At 43.3% G+C, this 20,025-nt stretch carries 14 protein-coding genes; 7 read left to right on the top strand and 7 right to left on the bottom strand.

The genetic code is table 11. The features are described 5' to 3' along the window. The first annotated feature begins 58 nt into the window (after positions 1 to 58). Positions 59 to 2,233, top strand: a complete 2,175-nt coding sequence (gene katG / locus RM556_RS14030; RefSeq protein WP_311374897.1) for a catalase/peroxidase HPI — start codon at positions 59 to 61, stop codon at positions 2,231 to 2,233. Between the two features lie 121 nt (positions 2,234 to 2,354). Here katG and RM556_RS14025 read toward each other — a convergent pair whose 3' ends face one another. Together RM556_RS14025 and ubiG are read right to left on the bottom strand one after the other, a co-directional pair. Next, positions 2,355 to 2,963: a glutathione S-transferase family protein gene (locus tag RM556_RS14025; RefSeq protein WP_311362301.1), complete on the bottom strand. Its 609-nt coding sequence runs from the start codon at positions 2,961 to 2,963 to the stop codon at positions 2,355 to 2,357. A gap of 71 nt (positions 2,964 to 3,034) precedes the next feature. Next, complete coding sequence (ubiG, locus tag RM556_RS14020; protein WP_311362300.1) at positions 3,035 to 3,814, bottom strand: bifunctional 2-polyprenyl-6-hydroxyphenol methylase/3-demethylubiquinol 3-O-methyltransferase UbiG; 780 nt, start codon at positions 3,812 to 3,814, stop codon at positions 3,035 to 3,037. A 67-nt stretch (positions 3,815 to 3,881) separates the two neighbouring features. On the opposite strand from ubiG, the gene RM556_RS14015 reads away from it, so the two are divergent. Further along, positions 3,882 to 4,250, top strand: coding sequence for a DUF2237 domain-containing protein (locus RM556_RS14015; RefSeq protein WP_311362299.1), 369 nt, complete (start codon positions 3,882 to 3,884; stop codon positions 4,248 to 4,250). 74 nt (positions 4,251 to 4,324) lie between these two features. On the opposite strand, the gene RM556_RS14010 is transcribed toward RM556_RS14015, so the two are convergent. Together RM556_RS14010 and RM556_RS14005 are read right to left on the bottom strand one after the other, a co-directional pair. Further along, positions 4,325 to 8,902, bottom strand: coding sequence for a carboxypeptidase regulatory-like domain-containing protein (locus tag RM556_RS14010; RefSeq protein ID WP_311362298.1), 4,578 nt, complete (start codon positions 8,900 to 8,902; stop codon positions 4,325 to 4,327). Between the two features lie 274 nt (positions 8,903 to 9,176). After that, complete coding sequence (locus tag RM556_RS14005) at positions 9,177 to 9,431, bottom strand: hypothetical protein (RefSeq protein ID WP_311374896.1); 255 nt, start codon at positions 9,429 to 9,431, stop codon at positions 9,177 to 9,179. 252 nt (positions 9,432 to 9,683) lie between these two features. On the opposite strand from RM556_RS14005, the gene RM556_RS14000 reads away from it, so the two are divergent. Continuing rightward, positions 9,684 to 11,615, top strand: a complete 1,932-nt coding sequence (locus RM556_RS14000; RefSeq protein ID WP_311362296.1) for a TonB-dependent receptor domain-containing protein — start codon at positions 9,684 to 9,686, stop codon at positions 11,613 to 11,615. Between the two features lie 11 nt (positions 11,616 to 11,626). Here the strand turns inward: RM556_RS14000 and RM556_RS13995 are convergent, their stop codons facing one another. From RM556_RS13995 to RM556_RS13985, 3 genes are all read right to left on the bottom strand, one after another. Next, positions 11,627 to 12,055 (bottom strand): DUF4112 domain-containing protein, encoded by a 429-nt coding sequence (locus RM556_RS13995; protein ID WP_311362295.1) that lies wholly within the window; start codon positions 12,053 to 12,055, stop codon positions 11,627 to 11,629. Then, positions 12,056 to 13,159, bottom strand: a complete 1,104-nt coding sequence (gene hemH / locus RM556_RS13990; RefSeq protein ID WP_311362294.1) for a ferrochelatase — start codon at positions 13,157 to 13,159, stop codon at positions 12,056 to 12,058. It abuts the gene before it with no gap. A gap of 82 nt (positions 13,160 to 13,241) precedes the next feature. After that, complete coding sequence (locus RM556_RS13985; protein WP_311362365.1) at positions 13,242 to 14,801, bottom strand: AbgT family transporter; 1,560 nt, start codon at positions 14,799 to 14,801, stop codon at positions 13,242 to 13,244. A 255-nt stretch (positions 14,802 to 15,056) separates the two neighbouring features. On the opposite strand from RM556_RS13985, the gene RM556_RS13980 reads away from it, so the two are divergent. From RM556_RS13980 to RM556_RS13965, 4 genes are read left to right on the top strand one after another with little or no spacing between them, the layout of a single operon-like run. After that, positions 15,057 to 15,590 (top strand): hypothetical protein, encoded by a 534-nt coding sequence (locus tag RM556_RS13980; RefSeq protein WP_311362293.1) that lies wholly within the window; start codon positions 15,057 to 15,059, stop codon positions 15,588 to 15,590. 6 nt (positions 15,591 to 15,596) lie between these two features. After that, positions 15,597 to 17,366, top strand: a complete 1,770-nt coding sequence (locus RM556_RS13975) for an OmpA family protein (RefSeq protein ID WP_311362292.1) — start codon at positions 15,597 to 15,599, stop codon at positions 17,364 to 17,366. A gap of 11 nt (positions 17,367 to 17,377) precedes the next feature. Further along, positions 17,378 to 17,869: a Rab family GTPase gene (locus RM556_RS13970; RefSeq protein ID WP_311362291.1), complete on the top strand. Its 492-nt coding sequence runs from the start codon at positions 17,378 to 17,380 to the stop codon at positions 17,867 to 17,869. A 4-nt stretch (positions 17,870 to 17,873) separates the two neighbouring features. Continuing rightward, entirely contained in the window at positions 17,874 to 20,012 is a 2,139-nt protein-coding gene (locus RM556_RS13965) for an EAL domain-containing protein (protein ID WP_311374895.1), read from the top strand. Positions 20,013 to 20,025 lie beyond the last annotated feature (13 nt).

Below are 20,025 nucleotides of genomic sequence, written 5' to 3'. Positions count from 1 at the left end.
TATTAACCTAAAGCAAGTGCAAAGACTTCATTTTGTAAAGTCTACATTAGGAGAATATATGTCTAACAAATCGTCAAACGGCGTGTGCCCCGTCATGCATGGTGGTAACACAGGTTCAGAAAACTCAGTGACTAAGTGGTGGCCTGAATCCCTTAACTTGGATATTTTACACCAGCACGATACACGCACTAATCCGATGGATAATGACTTTAGTTACGCTAAAGCACTGGAAGGCCTCGATTATGAGTCAGTCAAATCTGACGTTGAAGCTACGTTAAAAGATAGTCAAGATTGGTGGCCAGCTGATTGGGGCCATTACGGTGGCCTCATGGTCCGTCTAGCGTGGCATTCTGCAGGTTCGTATCGATTAGGCGATGGCCGTGGTGGTGCTGCAACAGGCAACATTCGATTCGCGCCATTAAATTCATGGCCTGACAACGCTAGCTTGGATAAGGCTAGACGACTCTTATGGCCTGTAAAGAAAAAATACGGTAATGCTCTAAGTTGGGCCGATTTAATTATGTTGGCTGGCAACATGGCCTATGAATCGATGGGCTTTAAGACTTTCGGGTTTGCATTTGGCAGACAGGATATTTGGGGTCCTGAAAAAGATGTTTATTGGGGGGCTGAGAATGAATGGCTAGCACCCTCAGAAAATAGATATAACGAATTAGAAAAGCCAAGTACACTTGAAAACCCCCTGGCTGCAGTCCATATGGGTCTCATTTATGTCAATCCAGAAGGCGTAAATGGTGAACCTGATCCAGCAAAAACAGCTCTTCACATCAGAGAAACTTTTAGCCGCATGGCGATGAATGATGAGGAAACAGCAGCACTAACTTGCGGCGGTCATACCGTTGGTAAAGCTCATGGCATGAATAAAGAAGGCAATATTGGTAAAGAACCCGAAGGCTGCCCTGTGCACGCTCAAGGACTGGGTTGGGAAAACCCAGATCAGGCAGGAAAAGCCAATAAAGCATTCACTTCTGGTATAGAAGGAGCTTGGACAAAAGAGCCTTTGAAGTTTGACATGGGCTACTTTGATTATTTATTTGGTTACGAATGGGAGTTGACCAAATCCCCGGCTGGCGCGCACCAATACCAACCAGTTGATATGCCTGAATCCGAGAAACCACTCGATCCGAGCGATCCAAATGTTAAGCAAATGCCAATGATGACTGATGCAGACATGGCGATGAAGGTTGACCCTATTTACAATCAAATTTGTCAGAAGTTCATGAGTGATCCAGAGTATTTCAAAGATGCCTTTGCTCGCGCTTGGTTTAAATTAACGCATAGAGATATGGGACCCAGAAGCAATTATTATGGACCGGATGTACCGAGTGAAGATCTCATTTGGCAGGATCCAATCCCTCAAGGCCCTAGCGATTATGACGTAGATGCTTTAAAGGCTGCTATCGCAGAGTCAGGCCTATCCAATGTAGAGCTAATCAACACGGCTTGGGATAGCGCAAGAACTTACCGTGGTTCAGATAAGCGCGGCGGTGCAAACGGTGCCCGTATTCGGTTTGCTCCGCAAATAAACTGGCCTGCCAATGAACCAAACAGGTTGCAAAAAGTATTGTCGGTATTGGAACCAATCGCCAAACAGTACGGTGCATCTGTGGCTGACACGATAGTACTTGCTGGTGGAGTTGGCCTAGAAAACGCTATTACTGCGGCTGGAATGAACATCAATGTTCCGTTTGTGCCAGGGCGTGGTGATGCGCTTGAGGAACAAACTGATAAAGAAAGCTTCAATGTCTTGCAGCCGCTCGCTGACGGGTTTAGGAACTTTCAATTAAAGGAGTATGCTGTATCACCTGAAGCGATGCTTTTGGATAAAGCACAATTACTGGGCTTGAGCGCAGCAGAGATGACTGTTTTAGTTGGTGGCATGAGAGTACTTGGGACCAATTATAATGAATCAGAGCATGGTGTATTTACGTCGCGGGTTGGACAACTGACTAACGACTTCTTTGTTAACCTAACTGACATGTCAATGAGCTGGCATCCTGTCGCTGATAAGAGCTATGAGCTTAGGGATAGACGCTCGGGCGAAGTCAAATACACAGCGACTAGCGTTGACTTAGTTTTTGGTTCAAATTCAATTTTAAGAGCTTATGCGGAAGTTTACGCTCAGGATGATAACCAAGAAAAATTTGTTAAGGACTTTGTCGCAGCATGGTCAAAAATAATGAATAACGACCGCTTCGACATAAAAGCGAACTAGTCGTTTTTACGACAGCCATGGATGGCGCTGAACTGCTCGAAGATGTTGGGGAAAGTATTGAGAGTTAGTGTTCAAATGAACACAATCAATGCCTTCACTACATTTAATAGCGTCCCTGTAATTAAGCTTTAGCGCTAGGCCTGGCGCTAACCTTGTCATACCAAGCTTGTAGAGCCGTATACTCGTCTTTGACTCTGACATCGATGACTCGTGCAAAATCAATCGAGCACATTGCTGTTATGTCAGCGATAGAGAATTTATCTCCAGCAATAAACTGGTTTTGCTCTAACTGGCGATTGAGCAATTTCAAAAACTTAGCCGCATTTATACCCGCCTCAACACCGTATTCTTTGATGGGCTTCATTCGGTCTTTAAAATAACCTGTCGTATGTTGAAAGCACATACCCACTTGCATGAACAAACCAAACTCAACTTGACGCTGCCACATAGCAACCTGCCCTTTTTCGAGTGCACTTTCTCCGAATAAGAAGGGTTCGGGTTGTAAGGCCTCAAAGTAAGCACAAATAGCATCACTCTCGCTAATACAGGTACCATCGTCCAATTCCAATATCGGTATTTTACCAATGGGATTTTTTTCCCTCATTTCTTTGGAGAGATTTTCACCTTTTTGCAAATCGACCTCAACATACTCCATCGGAATAGACTTTTCTGCAAGGAATATGCGAACGCGTCGGGGAGTGGGAGCCGTTTTAGTGTCGTAGATTTTCATGCTAGCTTTTCTCTGATTAGCCTTGAACTACAACTAGTATAAAACAGCTTTACTTTGGCGCAATAAATTGGCTATTTATTCTTCTTATAACACTGTATATAGTTCACAGCCAAACTATTGCTTAGCCGCCATTTCCCTGACAAAGGGTTATAGGCCATTCCTGATTCAGAAACCTGTTGTAAGCCTGCCACAACTGCCATCTGATTAAGCTCGACTGGTTTCACAAACTTGGCCCAACTGTGTGTACCGATTGGCAAGTAACGCATGATATATTCAGCGCCAATAATGGCAATAACAAATGATTTTGGAGTGCGATTCAGCGTCGCCAAAATAGTAAAGCCTCCATTTGCTGTCAGTTGTGCACATTCGGCTATCAACGCCTTTTGGTCTGGCACATGCTCTACTACCTCGGCATTTATCACAATATCAAACTGCTTCCCTTCTTTGAGTTTATCTGTCGACAGGATGTGCTGATAATGAATATTCAGGCCTGTTTTCTGTGCGTGTCGTCTGGCGACTTCAACGCTCATTTCGCTAGCATCAATACCCGTTACATTAGCGCCAAGTTTCGCTAAAGGCTCACACACCAAACCGCCGCCGCTACCAACATCTAAGACACTCAAACCAGCAAGGCAATTTTCATCATCGATGTCTCGGTTGAAGTGCTTGCAGATCTGCGGCACAAAATAATCGATACGAGCTTGGTTAAAAATGAGGGCCGTTTTGTATTTACCATTCGGATCCCACCAACTTTCTGCCAAAAGGTCAAAACGTGCTATCTCTGACTGAGACACATTTGTATTTTCGTCTGATTTACTTGAAAGCTTGCTGAGCTTACTCTTGTCTAACATCTTATGAGCTATATTGGTTGATGAGCTGTATTGTATGTATACGTGAGAAGTAATTTAAGGATTAGAAATGGCAAACCAAAAAAACGTCTTAGGTGGCACTTTAAAACTGTGCTGCGGAAATACTGGTTATACAAGAGAAGGTTTCTGCTATGTACCAGAAGGTGACGTAGGAAATCATAGTGTTTGCGCCATCGTTTCAGAGGCGTTTTTAAACTATTCTTTATCTCGAGGGAATGACCTAATCACACCTAACCCATTATATCAATTTCAAGGCTTAAAACCTGGCGACCGCTGGTGTTTGTGTGCAATGCGCTGGCGTGAAGCTTTATATATGGATGTTGCTCCGAAGATTGACTTAGAGGCAACCAATGAAAGTGCACTCAACATTATTCCACTTGATGTACTTGAAAAGTATAGTCACAAACAATCAGAGTAAACTTCACCACCTTAATAGTATGCAAAAAAAACCCCGCAAAAGCGGGGTTTTTACATTGTGTATCTTAGTTCACTTTAGAACTTATAACGTCTTCTTGCTAAACCACCTGCAGCTAAAAGAGCAACTAGTAAGAAGCCTAAGCTACCACTATCTTTCGGCTCATCACCTTCGATGATGACTGCAGTTGTTGAGCGGATGATATCAGCACCGCCAGTTGGATTAGTAATCACAATCGAGAAACCAATATCGTCTGTCGTCTCTTGATTAACAGTGTTGATACTAATGGTTTTCGGAGATGTATCGCCGTCAGCCCATGTTAATGTACCAGCCAATCCAATGAAATCTATGCCTTGTTCAGCAGTACCACTACCAATTTCATAATCAACCGTAACTTCGAAGTCAGCACCACCAACACGCTCAACTGTAATAAGCGCTGGCTGACCATTCTGTGTTCTCACTGTAGAATCAACCAATGAAACATCACCAGGAATTGGTGCAGTCACATTAAGTGAAACAGCAGTGCTTGAATCAGGGTAAGGTGTATTACCTGAAGTCACCATTTGTGCAGAGAACGAACCTGTTGCGAGTGCTGTAGTGTCGAACTCTAGCTCGATATCAACAGATTCACCAGCGGCAACAGTGCCAGCGACAGCTGAAGTTTGCGTTACCCAAGGTAAGTTTTTCCAATCACAGAAGTTAGTTTCACCACTTTCAAATGCGATGATACCGCCTAACGAACGAGAAGGCGTCCACATGATACCGTCACAAGTCACAGCTAGACCAGATTGTTCACCACCTGCGATTGGATCAATAGGAAGCGCATCACTTGCTAGTAGGTTGAAGCCTGTTTCTGCATCAAGTTCTGCTGTTGTTGAATCCAAAATAGTCACGTCAAAACCAGTAGTCGTGTTCTGCATAACATAAAGCTTGCCAGATACTGGGTTAATCGCTAAACCAGACACTGATAAGCCAACATTGACAGAGCGAAGTAGCGTACCTTCAACGTCGAATTGGTGGATGATGCTATCGTTCCAAGAACCAGAGTAGAACGTGTTGGTAATTGGGTCATAAGCTAAACCACGTTGCGATGTGCCGAATGCTGGGCAAATTTGCTTACCAGTCACTTCCATAGCAACAGGGTCAATCTCGTGAATACAGTTATCATCACCTACTTCAACCTGCCAGATCATGCCGGTACGATTGTTGTAAGCCATGTCTGCACCAAAGATAGCAGATGATGCTGAGTTATCGATAGTGTTGCCTGTGAAAGCACCATTTGCATTGTACTCAAAAATAGCATCAACCGGAGCGCCACCAGCAGCTAGGTCACCTACGTAGAAGAAACCTGTGTCTTGGTTAATTGCAACACCCCATGGGAATGCCATCTGAGGCGTACCAAATCCACCAAGAACATCAGATGCCGCTTGTGGTAGGTTCAATGCCATTTGGTCAACAACGTGACGAGCTTTCGTCGCATCTAAATCACTTAAGTTCTTAGGACCGAAGTGACGAGAAGTTGCGTGGAAAGGGCCCGTTACTTCTGGAGCACTCGTAGGTGATTGAGTAAACAATACAATATAGTCACCGTCAGCAGTACCGGTGTTATCCAATGTAATAGAAGAAGTACCAACACGACCATTCGTTACCGTTACCGTTGCCAATGAATCAGCAATTTCGAAACGAGGGGCGTTCAACGCGATAGGCGCCGTAGGAAGTACGTCTGCTAATGCTACTGTTGCTGTTTCATACAATGAAAGCGCAACTGAAACATTGGTGTCACCAGTAGGTACGAACAATGAGAAGTAACCACCCGGGAAGTCAGCACTGTCAGTAGACGTTGTCGTTGCAGTGTCTGCACTAGAGCTAACTGTTGCACCATTCAATGGAGCGTCAGTGTTAGCGTCTACAACGACACCACGAACAATCTCACCGTCTAATGGAATACAAGTGTTACCACCTAATGCTACGTTATCAACAATCGCATAGTATTCGAAGGTAGCGTCATAGTTCCAACGAAGCTGGAAGTTAGTCGCGCCCGCTAGTTCAGCCGCAAGGTCAACGATGAGTGACTCAGCTTGGTTTGTTGCAGGAATTGCCTGAACTGCAGTCCATGCGCCACTGTCAACGCTGACTTCTAAATTGTAGACATCACTTCCACCGAAAGTTCTAAACCAGCTATCAAACGCAACAACTGTTGAAGAAACATCTGCTACCGCAATAACAGGTGTAGTCAAGGTTGCTGACGTATTAGAGAAACCAGCAGCATCACTATCAATCATCGCAGCCTCACCCGAACCGAGTAAGTCCCCACGAGTACTAGTCGATGCAGCAAACCAAGTTCCACCTGGACCAGTCGCGTTAATTGTCCAATCTGTTGGTGGTACACCGCCTTCGAAATCTTCAACAAATGAAGGCTCAGAGAAACCGTAACCACGAGCAGTACAGCTAGCTAGTACCGTTAGGTCAAAGTTTTGAGGTGTTCCAGCGGCAGGCGTGAAATCTACAGCTTGTGCCATGTAGCCAGGATCAGCCGACATTGCTGTCATCTTGATCAAGGTACCTTCAAACAAATCAATGCTGAACGCACCTGTTACTGGGTCAGTAAAGGTAGTTAAACGAGTTCCTGGGGCATCGACAACGATTTCAGCGAATAATGGAACGTCTAAACCAGAACCATCACTCACCACACCGGTGACTGTTACTGGCGTAGCAGCATCAAGGCTAAAGTTAACCGTTGTTTCTTCGTCTTCTGTTACGTCTACGTCTGCAGTTGATGCTGCATCGAAACCGTATTTGAAGGCTTCTACTGTGAAACCATCAGCAACGGGCAGTGTTGCAGTGTATTCACCCGCAGCGTTTGTTCTAGCGGTTAACGCGCCAATTGTGACTTGAGCATCAGCAATAGGGTTACCAGCAGAATCAGTAATCGTTCCTGCAATAGTACCTGATGGGCCAGCAATACAGTCATCGAACTTCACGCTACCAATATAAGTAGACCAAGCCGTTGAATTGTCATCCCCTTCTTTGTAGTACTCAGTAGTAAACCAGAAAGTACAATCATCGGTAGGATCAACGCTTAAGCTAGAGTAATCACCCCAACGGTTTGAACCAGATTGAGACGCTTCACCCGCTTTCAAGGTAACTTCAGGCACAGTCAATACATTGTCAGCGTCGCTTTGTGAACGACCACTAAAGCGTATTGAAGGAAAGGTCTCGTTACCCGATACACTATAACCAACACCAATGTTACCAACCGCATCCATTGCAGCACTACCCATCCAACGTGAATTACCGTCGTCTAAGTTAAACGTACCGTTTTGAGCTAAAGAAGGCATACCAGTATCAGTAAGATCAATTTCATACCAACGAACACCAGAGATGTCGTTGCTTGTTGAAGAACCGATAACGTTATGGTTAGCGACTAGCTTATGCTGTGTGCCACCAAGGTTACGATATGCCAAACGGAACATCATGCGGTTACCGATAACATCTAGGTTTTGCGCATTAGGCTGTTCAATACAGTCACGGCTAAAACCACACACGGCACCATTATATGGAGAAACAGTGAGTGTATCGGCTAGAGTAAATGAACTGTTATCTGTGTCATTCCAATCAACATCAAAATGCCAAACATTCAATTCACCTGGGTTATCAGCAGTAACAAAAATACCCGGCATATCTTCAGGTGGTAAGAAAATACCATCAATATCGGCAGGCATTGGCGTAAATGCGTTTGGAGCAGCTGTTTCTAAGTCAAAGATAACTTGTTGAGCAGGCTGACCGGCTAACATTTTATCACGCTCATAAGCCACAACACCTGAACCTACGAAGCTAAGTGACTGTGAAAATTGATTCACACCAGCATAGTAAGCATCAGTCCACACACCGTAGTGCGGATAATCGTTAAATTTAGTGGTGCTATATAAGAAATCGTATAGGTAATACTCACCTGTAGGGTCACCCGTTTGCGAGATCGCGATACACTGACGGTTGTTAGTGAAACCACTTGGGAATGCAAATTGAGTAATCATCCAACGGTCTGCTTGCGAATCATAAAGTACGATAGGGTCGCCGTTATTATTTGATTCACAAAGACCACCGAAACCGTCCCACAGTGCATTGATAGAAGTAGGCGCTACCAATTGGTTACCTTCTTTATCCCAAATAGCAAGTGCTACGTTTACAGTTTGGACAATATGATCAGGACCAACGTCAGCATTGGTATCTGGTGGCGTTGCACCAGTCACGTTACCCACACCATCAAAACCGAAACCGACGGTCACGTTCGCAGCGGAGTTACGCTGGAATTTACCGCCAGTCGTAATTTCGTACTGAAGAACAGAATCAGCATCGACGCCAGCTGCGTTCTCTAGGTATTCTGAAGCGAGAGGATAATTTTGGTTAGGTACCGCATATCCGAGCTCATCGCCTGGCACTTTGTCGCCAGATGCACGCATTTTATCAACTCTTGCCGGGGTCAGTTTTGGCAAAGGTTTTGCAACATCACGGAATGGTTTACTTAATTTAGGTTTTGAAAGGTTTGTTGTAATATTTGGATTTTTTTCGTCTGCTTGGGCAACACCAACTGCACCAGCTAGACCAAAAATACCCAACCCACAATAGGTGGTTATTTTTTTTATATATCTAGACACGTTCCCTGCCTTCTTTTTATGAATGTGACGTAAAGCCTTATTTTACTTCGCCCTTAAACTACAAGGCCGTAAATATTATTGTTGCTCGTCACGAGTTGAAGAAACATCACGTAATGGAGAAAACCCATCCGTGAGACTTTCCTGATGGTTAAAGTACAACCAACGATACCCTAGTATGCCGATTTGAAACTATATGTAAACCAAAAAAAAAGTGATCTTTTTTGGCAATTGTGTAACAAGAGTTAAAAGCATTCATTAGGACATACATGAAGTATTATTTAACCTTTGTTTTTGTTGGGGGTTTTTTCTTTAATTCTTCAGGCTGTTCTTGATTCGGAATTTCACAATCGCCATTTTCATTGCGGAACTCTTCGCTACAAGTAGTTTCTAATTTATTTGCAGTGGACTCGCTCAATTTTTTTAATGATTTTGAACTTCGTTTGGCCTGTTCACATGCTTCGGGATCGCTGGTTTTGCTACAATCTATAGAATCCTGATTATCTATACTTGTTGTTTCTTCATTTTTCATCGAGTTTTCCTGACAAGCACTTAAAGAAAATACGCAAAAAATTGCAATAAAAGTCAACGTTAAACGCTTCATGCATGTAATCCTGTATGTTATCCTAAAATCGCTTTTTCAGGCTAAGCCTGCATCCTTTCGACACTGAATCAAGAAAATCAAAAGGAATCAAAAGGACCGATTCGCGATTAACTCGCACCACTGATGTTGTGCGCTTTAATCTTGTTATTTCACCCATCATCGATTCGAGAAATAAAATATATGTTGCCAACTAGGTTATGCCGTTTTAATCGATTTGTCACTTGTTTAGCGCTTTCATACTCTCTTCCAAGCACCGTTTTTGCCTCAGATGATATTGCTGATGCCAAGGCTATTGAAACGATTAGTATCATTAGTCAGCGTAATTTATTAGGTACCGAGGGTTTGGTTAATCAAAGCACGGTGGGTATTAATTTTTCGGATATCAACGACAGCCAAGTCAGAGTAGCAGATCTTTTGGCCACTCTCCCAGGAGTGGATATTTCTGGCCAAGGAGGTCTGTTTCAAAGTTATAGTGTGAGAGGGTTTAGTCGATGGCGATTGCGCACAGAAGTTGATGGTATTCCTATTTTTACTGACCGTCGAGCTGGTAATTCAGTGTCATTCGTACCGCAATCTTTAATGTCGGGTTTAAATGTTGCAAAAGGACCAAGCTCAACCCTTTATGGCTCGGATGCATTAGGTGGCGTAGTCAGTTTATTTACAAGTAACTACGGAGTAGAACAAGTGGGCGTCGTCACTGAGTCTAATGGTCAAAACGCAGAGCTTTTTGCGACATTTGCGACAGATTATGAAAACCATCAGTTTCAAGGCGGGATAAGCCATCGACAATCTAATCAGCGTGAAGATGCAAACGGTAACAACTTAGATGATGGCTTCGAACAAACGACTGGCTTAGCCAAATATAAGACTGAATTCAATGACCTGGATGTTGAAGCTATGTTGCTTACCAGCAAAGGTAGCGATATTGGCAAAAGCTCTGGCTTGTTCCCCATCGAACAACAAACTAGCTATCCCAGCGAAATCCACAATTTGGCGAAATTAAAAATAAGCTCATCTAGTGATTGGTTACTTAGCCTGTATCATCACTATCAAAATTGGGACACAGATACACTGCGGGTCGGATCTCGACGTAATTTTACTGAGTATCAATCTAATACGATCGGGGCAACAGGCTTAGCTGCTTTGTCTTTCTTTGATGGTAATGGACGAATTGGTTTCGATATCGTCTCTCGTGCAGGCGTGGATATTAACGACAAAGAATTCGACTTGGAAAATAATATCCAAGCGGACGTGAAGATATTGGCAGGCAAGCAAGACAATGTTGGCCTCTTCATCGATCAGCATTGGCGAATGGAAGACCACAGCATCTCTGCTGGTATTCGTTTTGACCACATAGAACAAGAAGAAAGTATCAGTGCTACATCGCGTTCAGCAAACCGCATTAATTACAGCTTTAATTCTGAATGGCTGCTATCAGAAGCATTGGTTTTGCATGCTGAATTTGGCACAGGATTCAGGTTTCCAACGCTCTCAGAACTGTACTTCAATGGCTTAACGCCTCGTGGCAACACCATTGGAAATCCAGATTTAAAATCAGAGAAAAGCCAGGGCGGCCAGATTACTTTCGATTACGCTGCGAGCAATAACGTTGCGCTGAACTTACAAACTTACTATTACGCACTCGATGACTATATTGAAAGATTTCGTTTAGAAAATCGTGATAGGACATTTAGAAACCTTGATGAAGCAACCATCAAAGGGTTTGAGGCGTCAGTAGTTTGGCAAGTAAACTCATTTGTTACACAAAGCTTCGCCTATCAGCAGCAAAGTGGTGAAGATACTAATGGTGCCACGCTAAGCGACATATTGGCATCTCGGGTAGATATAAAGACTCACTGGCAACGCGGAGATTGGACGCTTGATAATGTGATTCAACATGGGCTGAAACAAGATGATGTGGGTGATGGAGAGGCGAGCCGGAACAGTTACATCGATTGGTCTTTAACTGCAGCCTACCGTGTAAACAACGACCTTAAACTTAGCATTTATGGCCGTAATCTACTAAACGAAGATATTCGAGCCGCGGCAGATGAAGACGCCCCTCAACAGCAAGGGCGAAACTTCGGAATTAAACTGGTTTACGAGTACTAGCTTAGTAAATACTAGGAAGGGTCTACTTCTTGGGCCTTTTCCCACTCTACTAGTTTTTGCTTCGCTGCTGCGTCCACCCTCGCCTTGTTTTCTTGAATCCACCAGCGTTCCATAATGCGAACGTTTTTCTGATTGGCCTTGTAAAACAAATCAACAATATCACCCACGATAGGAATAAAACCTAAACCAAAATCGATAACGCTATTTCGTAACATAGCTGTACGAAGCGGTTGTGGTACGCCTAATTGCTTACCTAGTTGCACAATCCTTAGTGAAGCCAGCAACATGATGGCGTCACCTATCCCGGGGATCAGTCCGACTAAAAAATCAAGACCTACACGTATACCAACGAAGGGAATGGGAATCGCGGTATCGAGTAAGTTGGCTATCGCTTGCGCTTGTAGCAAGGCACTCGGCGCGCGAAAGTCTTCATCTTCCATTTATTTATCACTCACTTGGTCGACACCCATCTCTTCTGCTAACTTATTTCTTTGCTCATAAACGCTAGCATCATTGAGCTCTGTGTTCCAACCTTGAAGATTACTCTCAATCAAATTAAACAACATATCGATATGCTGGTCGTCACTATTTAACGCTTCTATGTATTCGTAGCGTTCACCACCCGCTTCTTCAAAGTATTCACGATTTTCTTCGCCAATTTCTTCTATTGTTTCTAAACAATCAGAGGAGAAACCAGGACAGACGACTTGCACAGATCGCACACCAGTCTCAGGTAACGCCTTTAAGGTATGGTCTGTATAGGGCTTTAACCATTCCTCACGTCCAAAGCGAGATTGGAAAGTGGTCATATATTCTGAGGAATGCAACCCAAGAGCCTCAGCAACCAAACGAGTTGTCTTGTGACATTCGCAGTGATAAGGGTCGCCGTTTAACAAATAGCGCTTCGGAATGCCATGATAAGAAAAAATTAATTTATCCGCACGAGGATGGGTTTCCCAATGCTTTTTGATCTTGTCAGCGATACATTGAATATATTCAGGGTTATCGTGATAGTGACTAATAAAGCGCATATCTGGCAACCAGCGACGCTTTACGAAATCTTCGGCAACGGCATCAAATGTCGATCCGGTTGTTGATGCACAGTATTGCGGATATAAGGGTAGCACGACGATCTTTCTCGCGCCTTTTGATAAGAGACTTTCAATCGCGTTTGATACCGAAGGTTGTCCATAGCGCATTGCATAATCGATAATGACATTATCGCCATACTTTTCTTGCAACTTACGCTCAAGCGCTACCGACTGATTTTTAGTATGCACCAGTAAAGGAGAGCCCTCTTCTGTCCATACAGTGCTGTAAGCTTCAGCGGATCGTTTAGGTCGAATATTAAGAATAATCAGATTAAGTACGCACCACCATATGACTTTGGGCACTTCAACCACTCTCGGATCAGACAAAAACTGTTTAAGATAAGGCTTAAGTGCCTGTTTTGTTGGCGCCTGAGGCGTGCCTAAATTCGACACCAGCACGCCAATCTTATCGGCTTGAGCATGCGTAAAGCTAGTTTGGGACTGATATTTCATGATTCCATTTCAACTACATATTGATTCAATGTGTTCACATACGGACAAGCCCCAGATTTGGACTTGCCGTATCGCTCGGTTCTTATGGAATATAGTAGGTTTCTGCGCCAGGTCCAACTGGCAAACCAAATAAGAATACCCATAAGTAGAATAATACTGACCAACCTACAATAAAGGTAAGCGTGTAAGGTAACATCATTGCAATCAAGGTTCCCATACCGAGATCTTTCTTATACCTCGCAGCAATTGCTAAGATAAGGCCAAAATAGCTCATCATGGGTGAAATCACATTAGTCACGGAGTCACCTATTCGGTATGCCGCCTGAATTACCTCAGGGGAATAGCCTATCAACATTAACATAGGTACAAAGATCGGGGCAGTCACTGCCCACTGCGCTGATGCACTGCCAAGAGAAAGGTTGACAATACCGCACATCATAATGAATAACAGGAAGACTTCCGGACCATCAAGACCAGTAGCTTGCAAGAATGTTGCGCCTTTTACCGCTAAAACTGTGCCTAAGTTTGTCCACTTAAAGAAAGCAACAAACTGGGCAGCAAAGAATACCAAAGTGATATACAAACCCATAGAGCTCATACTTTTTGCCATGGCATCAATCACATCGCGGTCATTTTTCATAGTACCCGCAATGCGACCATACACAAAACCAGGAATGGCAAAGGTAATGAAAATGAAAGCAACAATGCCCTTAAGGAAAGGAGAACCTTGGACTAAGCCCGTTTCAGGATGACGTAAAATACCATCTTCTGGCACAACTGTTAAAGCAAGCACGGCACATACAAGGAAAAAAGAAACACCTGCCCATTTAAGCGCTTTCTTCTCTTGCGCTGTGGGTGCATCCATTTTTTGTTCGCCCAAATCAATTGACGCCTCTGAGGGATTATACTCACCTAGTCTAGGCTCAACCACTTTCTCCGTCACAATCGCGCCCATAGTGGCAACAACAAAGGTACTTACAAACATGAAGTACCAGTTTACTTCAGGGCCAACCACATACTCAGGATCTATCATGTGGGCTGCCGCTTCAGTAATACCGGCTAGCAGAGGATCAACTGTGCCCAATAACAGGTTTGCACTGTATCCAGCGGACACACCGGCAAATGCTGCCGCCAAACCTGCCAAGGGGTGTCTTCCCAATGAATGGAAAATCATCGCGGCTAATGGAATTAATACAACATAACCCAATTCAGACGCCGTGTTTGAAACAATGCCGGCAAATACAATGACGATGGTGACCATACGTTTTGATGCGTTCATTACCATAGAGCGCATTGCTGCGCTTAATAGCCCAGAATGTTCTGCAACAGAAACACCTAACAAAGCAACAAGTACTGTCCCCAGAGGTGCGAAGCCAGTGAAGTTTGTGACTAAGCCTGTCACAATTCTCATTAGGCCTTCAGCATTCATTAGGGAAATAACTTCTATCATGCCGTCAGGATCGCGACCCTTCGCTGTTAATGGACGTGGGTCAGCCACACTGACATCGAAGTAACCGAGTATGCCACTCAGGATGACAATAAAGACGGCTAAAATAGCAAACAGAGTAATCGGGTGTGGAAGAAGATTACCTAGCCATTCAACGGTTGCTAAGAATCGGGAAAACCAACCCGATTGTGCCATGTCCTGGGGTTTGGAAGAAGATGAACCGGAAGTGTTTTTACTGCTACTCAAATCTCACTCACTTTTTTTATTCTTGTTATTCTAATGTTAAATTATACCTAAATTATGATTTCATGATATGAAAAATTACTCGGCCAATATCGCCCCGCTTGATGGGGATCACAAAATAAGTTTATAAATCAGTCAAAAACAGAGTAGAATTCATCCAAGTTAGATAAATGGTCTCCTGAGATCGTACCAAGAAGGGCGAAGGGAATGTCAAAAAAGTCGAACGAGTCTGGTCAAGAATCGAAACAAGAAAATACTCAGTTGAGTGAAATGGAACAATTGCGACAACTGGTATTTGGCGATGCTAAACACGCGTTAGAGACACAGATTACTCAAGTTCATACGGACTTATCTCAAGCCATAGAGGCGCTCAGAGAGTTTCAGTTAAAACAATATGAAGAGTTAAATGAAAGCATGACAGCTAAGTTTGCTGAAATGGAAACTAAACTCGACAGTATTGATGCCCACCATGAAGATAATCACAGTGCCCAAGTAAAATCCGCTGAAAGCCTCCAATCTCAAATAGAAATGACAGAGTCAGCAGGTAAAGACGATGCTGATGCCTTAAATGATCGAATTAGCAAAGAAATTGCGCAAATTAATGTCGTATTTGAAGCAAAATACGCAGAAGCAATGAAAAAGCTAGAACAAGTAACACACGAACTGACAGACAGTAAAACAGATAGGAAAACCTTGGCTAGGCTCTTGGCAACAATGGCAACTAATCTGGAAACAGATTAATTTCTCATGCAAGAAGATGAGCAAGTGCAAAAGGACGGCACTCAAGAAGAACAACAACTTGAGCAAGTGCGACAGATATTGCTCAAGCAAAAGCTAGAACAAACAAAGTCAGAAATCCAATCCGAGTCCCGTGCAGCCGTTGCACAAGTCCTAACAGAAGCTCTGCATGACCGAGACAGTGCAGACGGTTCCGTGCAGAAAGTGTTGCAACCTATGGTCGCTAAGTCGGTTGAACGCTCAATTAAAAAACAACGCCAAGATTTCGTTGACTATCTTTACCCTCTCGTAGGCAGTTTAGTTAGAAAAGCAGTTGCTGTATTCTTTACTGACTTTATCGAGAAAACCAATGACATCATTGAGAACAGCTTTACATTTAAAGGTTTAAAATGGCGAATTAATGCATGGCGTTCTGGCATTTCATTCAGTGAATATGTGGCTTCACAAACGTTTTTATTTCGTGTTGAACAGGTACTCTTAATTCACAAAGAAACCGGTAACTTACTGCATTCCCTCGCAGCCAGCACAACGGATACACAAGACGCCGACTTAGTTTCTGCAATGTTAGGGGCAATTAATGACTTCGTCGCTGACTCTTTTCAAAGTCCAACGCAAGAGAGTGGTGAACAGCATTTAGGTCAAATCAAAACGGATGATTTCACCCTATTCATTCGACAAGCGCCGCAAGTCATCTTAGTGGCTGCTGTTACAGGTAATATGTCACGAACCGGCCTCGAGCAACTGCAATTCACATTAGAAGAAATACAACGCATTTACTTCAATGAATTACAGAGTTATGCAGGTGATGCAAAGCCCTTCGATAGTACTTCAGGCCTTCTCCAAGACTGTTTGTTAGCAGAAGAAAAGGCTGAAATTGATGATAAGAATAAACGCCCTTGGTATGGCTGGATTACCCTTGGTCTTCTCTTTGTAGTCTTAGCTTGGTACTTATATGGATGGTGGGTAACGCACCAAGTAGTTAGCAAGATTGAGGACTTAAATCCACCTCCTGGCATCGTGATACAATCACTGAGTAGTAGCGGAAGATATCAAGTTGAACTCTCATCACTCAGAGACCCCATCGCCCCAGAAACATATACTTGGCTTGCTGAAAACAACATAAACACAGATTTTATTCGACTAAAAGAAGTCGTCTTTTTGTCTGTCGATAAGCGAGTGATTGCGCAAAAAGTTACCCAAACTATCTCTGACTACCCGACTTTACGCTTTGATATCGAAGCCATGACATTAGGCGGAGAACTCCCTATTAGCGAGTTCCAATCAATGACAAGCAAACTGAATCAGATTCCTGGCCAAAAATTGCTACAAATTGATACTAGTCAAGTTGTACTGCTGAATAATCAAATAGACTTATCACAATCTCAAGCAGTCAATGAACAGCTTTTTGTTACGCTTGTCGGTGAAATCAGTACGGTACAAATCACTTTTGAAAGTGGTGAGTCTGGCTTAGGTGAAGACCAAAGCGCCAATTTAGATAAGGTTGGAGAACTCTATTTAAAAGTCGAGGCACTTGCTACTCGATTAAATCGTAGTGCGAATTTAGTGATTGTGGGTGCTAGTGACAGTACTGGTGAAAGCGCATACAATCAAAGATTAAGTAGACAACGCGCGTTAGTCGTTCGGGAGGCCCTCGTAGAGAGAGGCTTGAAGCCTGAACATGTGTTTTCCGTTGGTGTTGGCGAAATTGACTTACCGGGTGATATCAAATCCACGCGTAAGGTCCTGTTTAATGTCATGTTCGCCGAACTAAATAACTGAGTTGTATTCATATGCTGCAAAAGAAAATTTGCGTATTAGGTCCCACGGGAGTCGGAAAAACGAGTCTGATTAAGCAGTTCGTGGAAGGTATTTTCTCGGAAAAATACCTGACTAGCATAGGCGTTAAGATTGACAAAAAAATTGTAGATTCAAGTTTTACGCCGGTTCAACTGATGCTTTGGGATTTAGAAGGCATCGATAAATACTGCGGTTTTAATCCGAGGTATTTAAGAGGGGCCTCCGCGTACATTATTGTCATGGACCAAACACGCAGTGCATCTTTCACAGAGGCTGTAGAGATTTTTAAAGAAGCGCAAAAACACAGTGACATCCCAGCAGTACTTGTTATAAATAAACATGATTTAACTCCGGCTATGAGCTGGGATAATAACTCTCTGGAGGACTTGTCGGCGGCGTTTAAAGGCAGCTTTCATACGAGTGCCAAAACAGGCCATCAGGTGGAAGAAATGTTTCACTTCTTAGCCACAATGTTAACGGAATAGCCATATGCAACCATCTATCATTCAAGCCCTTGGGATTATTGATTGCGCAGTCTTTAAGCTGCAAAAAGATAATGATTTTGAAGTGGTTCAAGCCTCCCCGGAATGGGTACAGCAACTGATCCCAAATGCGAATGATGGAAAACAAGTTGATTTAGGCGAGGTCAGTTTGTTTCTAACAGACTTCCTTGTTGATGCCCACGAATTCTGGCAACTGCATTCAGAAGGTCAAGTTCACAGCGGTATATGGACCGAAGTGCTCAATTCAAGTCAATTGCACTTAGAAGCTATTGCGGCAAGCGCGGATAACGAGCGTTACTTGGTCATTAATAACGTTAAACAAGCTTACCAGCGACAACAAGAAACTTTGCAATTGGCCCGCGAATTACTTATTTCAAATGATAAAGTCATTGAAAAACACGATTACATGCATGAGCGTTTACGCTCAGTCTTGTTGCGTTCCAACCTTGGTATGGAAGATAGTATTCCCATGCGCGAAGCCATCCAGTACGCTTCAATTGGTGTAATTATCACTGACACTCATTTTAACATCCTTGAATCCAATCCATCCTCTTTTGCATTATTTGAACTAGATGCTGAAATTACTGATCAACAACCTATCAACATAATGATGTCTTTGTTGGGTAAGCAACATCCGGAAAAAGAGCGGATATTTGAAACTGGTTCAACTTGGTCGGGGGAGCTATATTGGCATTCTCCCCCCAATCACCATAAATGGATCCAAGTGAGTATTAACCCAGTCAAAGATCAAAATGGGACCATACAGAACTGGATATTCACACTAAGTGACGTTACTCGAGTGAAGTACCTGTTACAAACGAATGAAGACTTATCACTGCACGATGCGCTCACGAATCTTCCGAATCGACAGTATTTTTGGCAGACCCTAGATCAGACTATTGCGTCACAAATACCTTTCTATGTTATCTATTTAGACGTACACAACTTTAAAAATATCAATGAATTACATGGTCATCTCACGGGCGACCAAATGTTGGCTAAAATAGCTCAGCGTTTACGCGGCCTGCTGCCAGAGAAGGACTTTCTGGCTCGCATTGGCGCTGATGAATTTGCCATTGTTCACTTTTCGGAGAATGCCAGCAAGCCAGACTTCAAGGCCTTTCTTGATGATACGATAATGCTATCAAACAATATTCATAACGCCAGTCTGGAGCCCTACTACACGAGTAAGAACGATCGCTGTGAATTACCACTCAAAATAGGTGTCTCAAACTACCCTTCTGATGCAAGCTCAATTGAAGAGTTAATGAAGTATGCTGACTTAGCGCTACATCATGCTAAGCAAAGGGGAGCTGAACCGGTTCAATTTTACTCTCTTGATTTAAAAATCGCATCGGAAAGAAGGTTAAAGCTAGAGGAAGCTTTGCGCCACGCGATTGAGAAAAACCAATTTGAATTACACATTCAACCTATCTTTGATCTGTGTAGTAACAAAATTGTGAAGGCTGAAGCCCTACTTCGTTGGCATATGGATGATGAGGAAACAATCAGCCCAGAGGAATTCATTCCAATTGCAGAAGAAAGCGGACAAATTATTTCAATTGGTCGCTGGGTCATTTCCGAAGTATGCCGCGTGCTCGCAAGGTTAACCAAAGAATCCCTATCTGTGCCTCTGAGCTTAAACCTTTCCCCTCGTCAGATTTCAGATAGACATTTATTCGACTTCATCAACAATGCAGTCATCAAAAATAGAGTATCTCCAGATTTACTTGAATTAGAAATAACTGAGGGTGTCCTTGTCGATAACCATGAAAAGGTCCGTAAGCTGCTGCAAGAGCTTCGAGAAATGGGTGTTAGAGTCGCTATCGATGATTTTGGCACTGGTTACAGCTCACTTAGCTATTTAAAATACCTCCCCATTGACTGCTTGAAGATTGATCAGTCTTTTGTTTTTGACTTAGCAACCAATCCCGATGATCAAGCAATTGTGCTAGCGGTCATCGCTATGGCAAAAAGCTTAAAACTGAAAGTCATTGCTGAAGGCATTGAGACTGAGATGCAGAAACGCTTCTTAGAGGAACATGAGTGCTTAACAGGACAAGGTTTCTACTTGAGTCGGCCTTTGCCGGTTGATGATTTTATTACACTAGTAAACGCAGGCTAGTCGAAGAATAACC

It is taken from the genome of Alteromonas sp. W364, assembly GCF_031846205.1.
In the GTDB taxonomy this organism is placed as follows: domain Bacteria; phylum Pseudomonadota; class Gammaproteobacteria; order Enterobacterales; family Alteromonadaceae; genus Glaciecola; species Glaciecola blandensis.
This window is presented reverse-complemented; position numbering and strand designations above follow the sequence as displayed.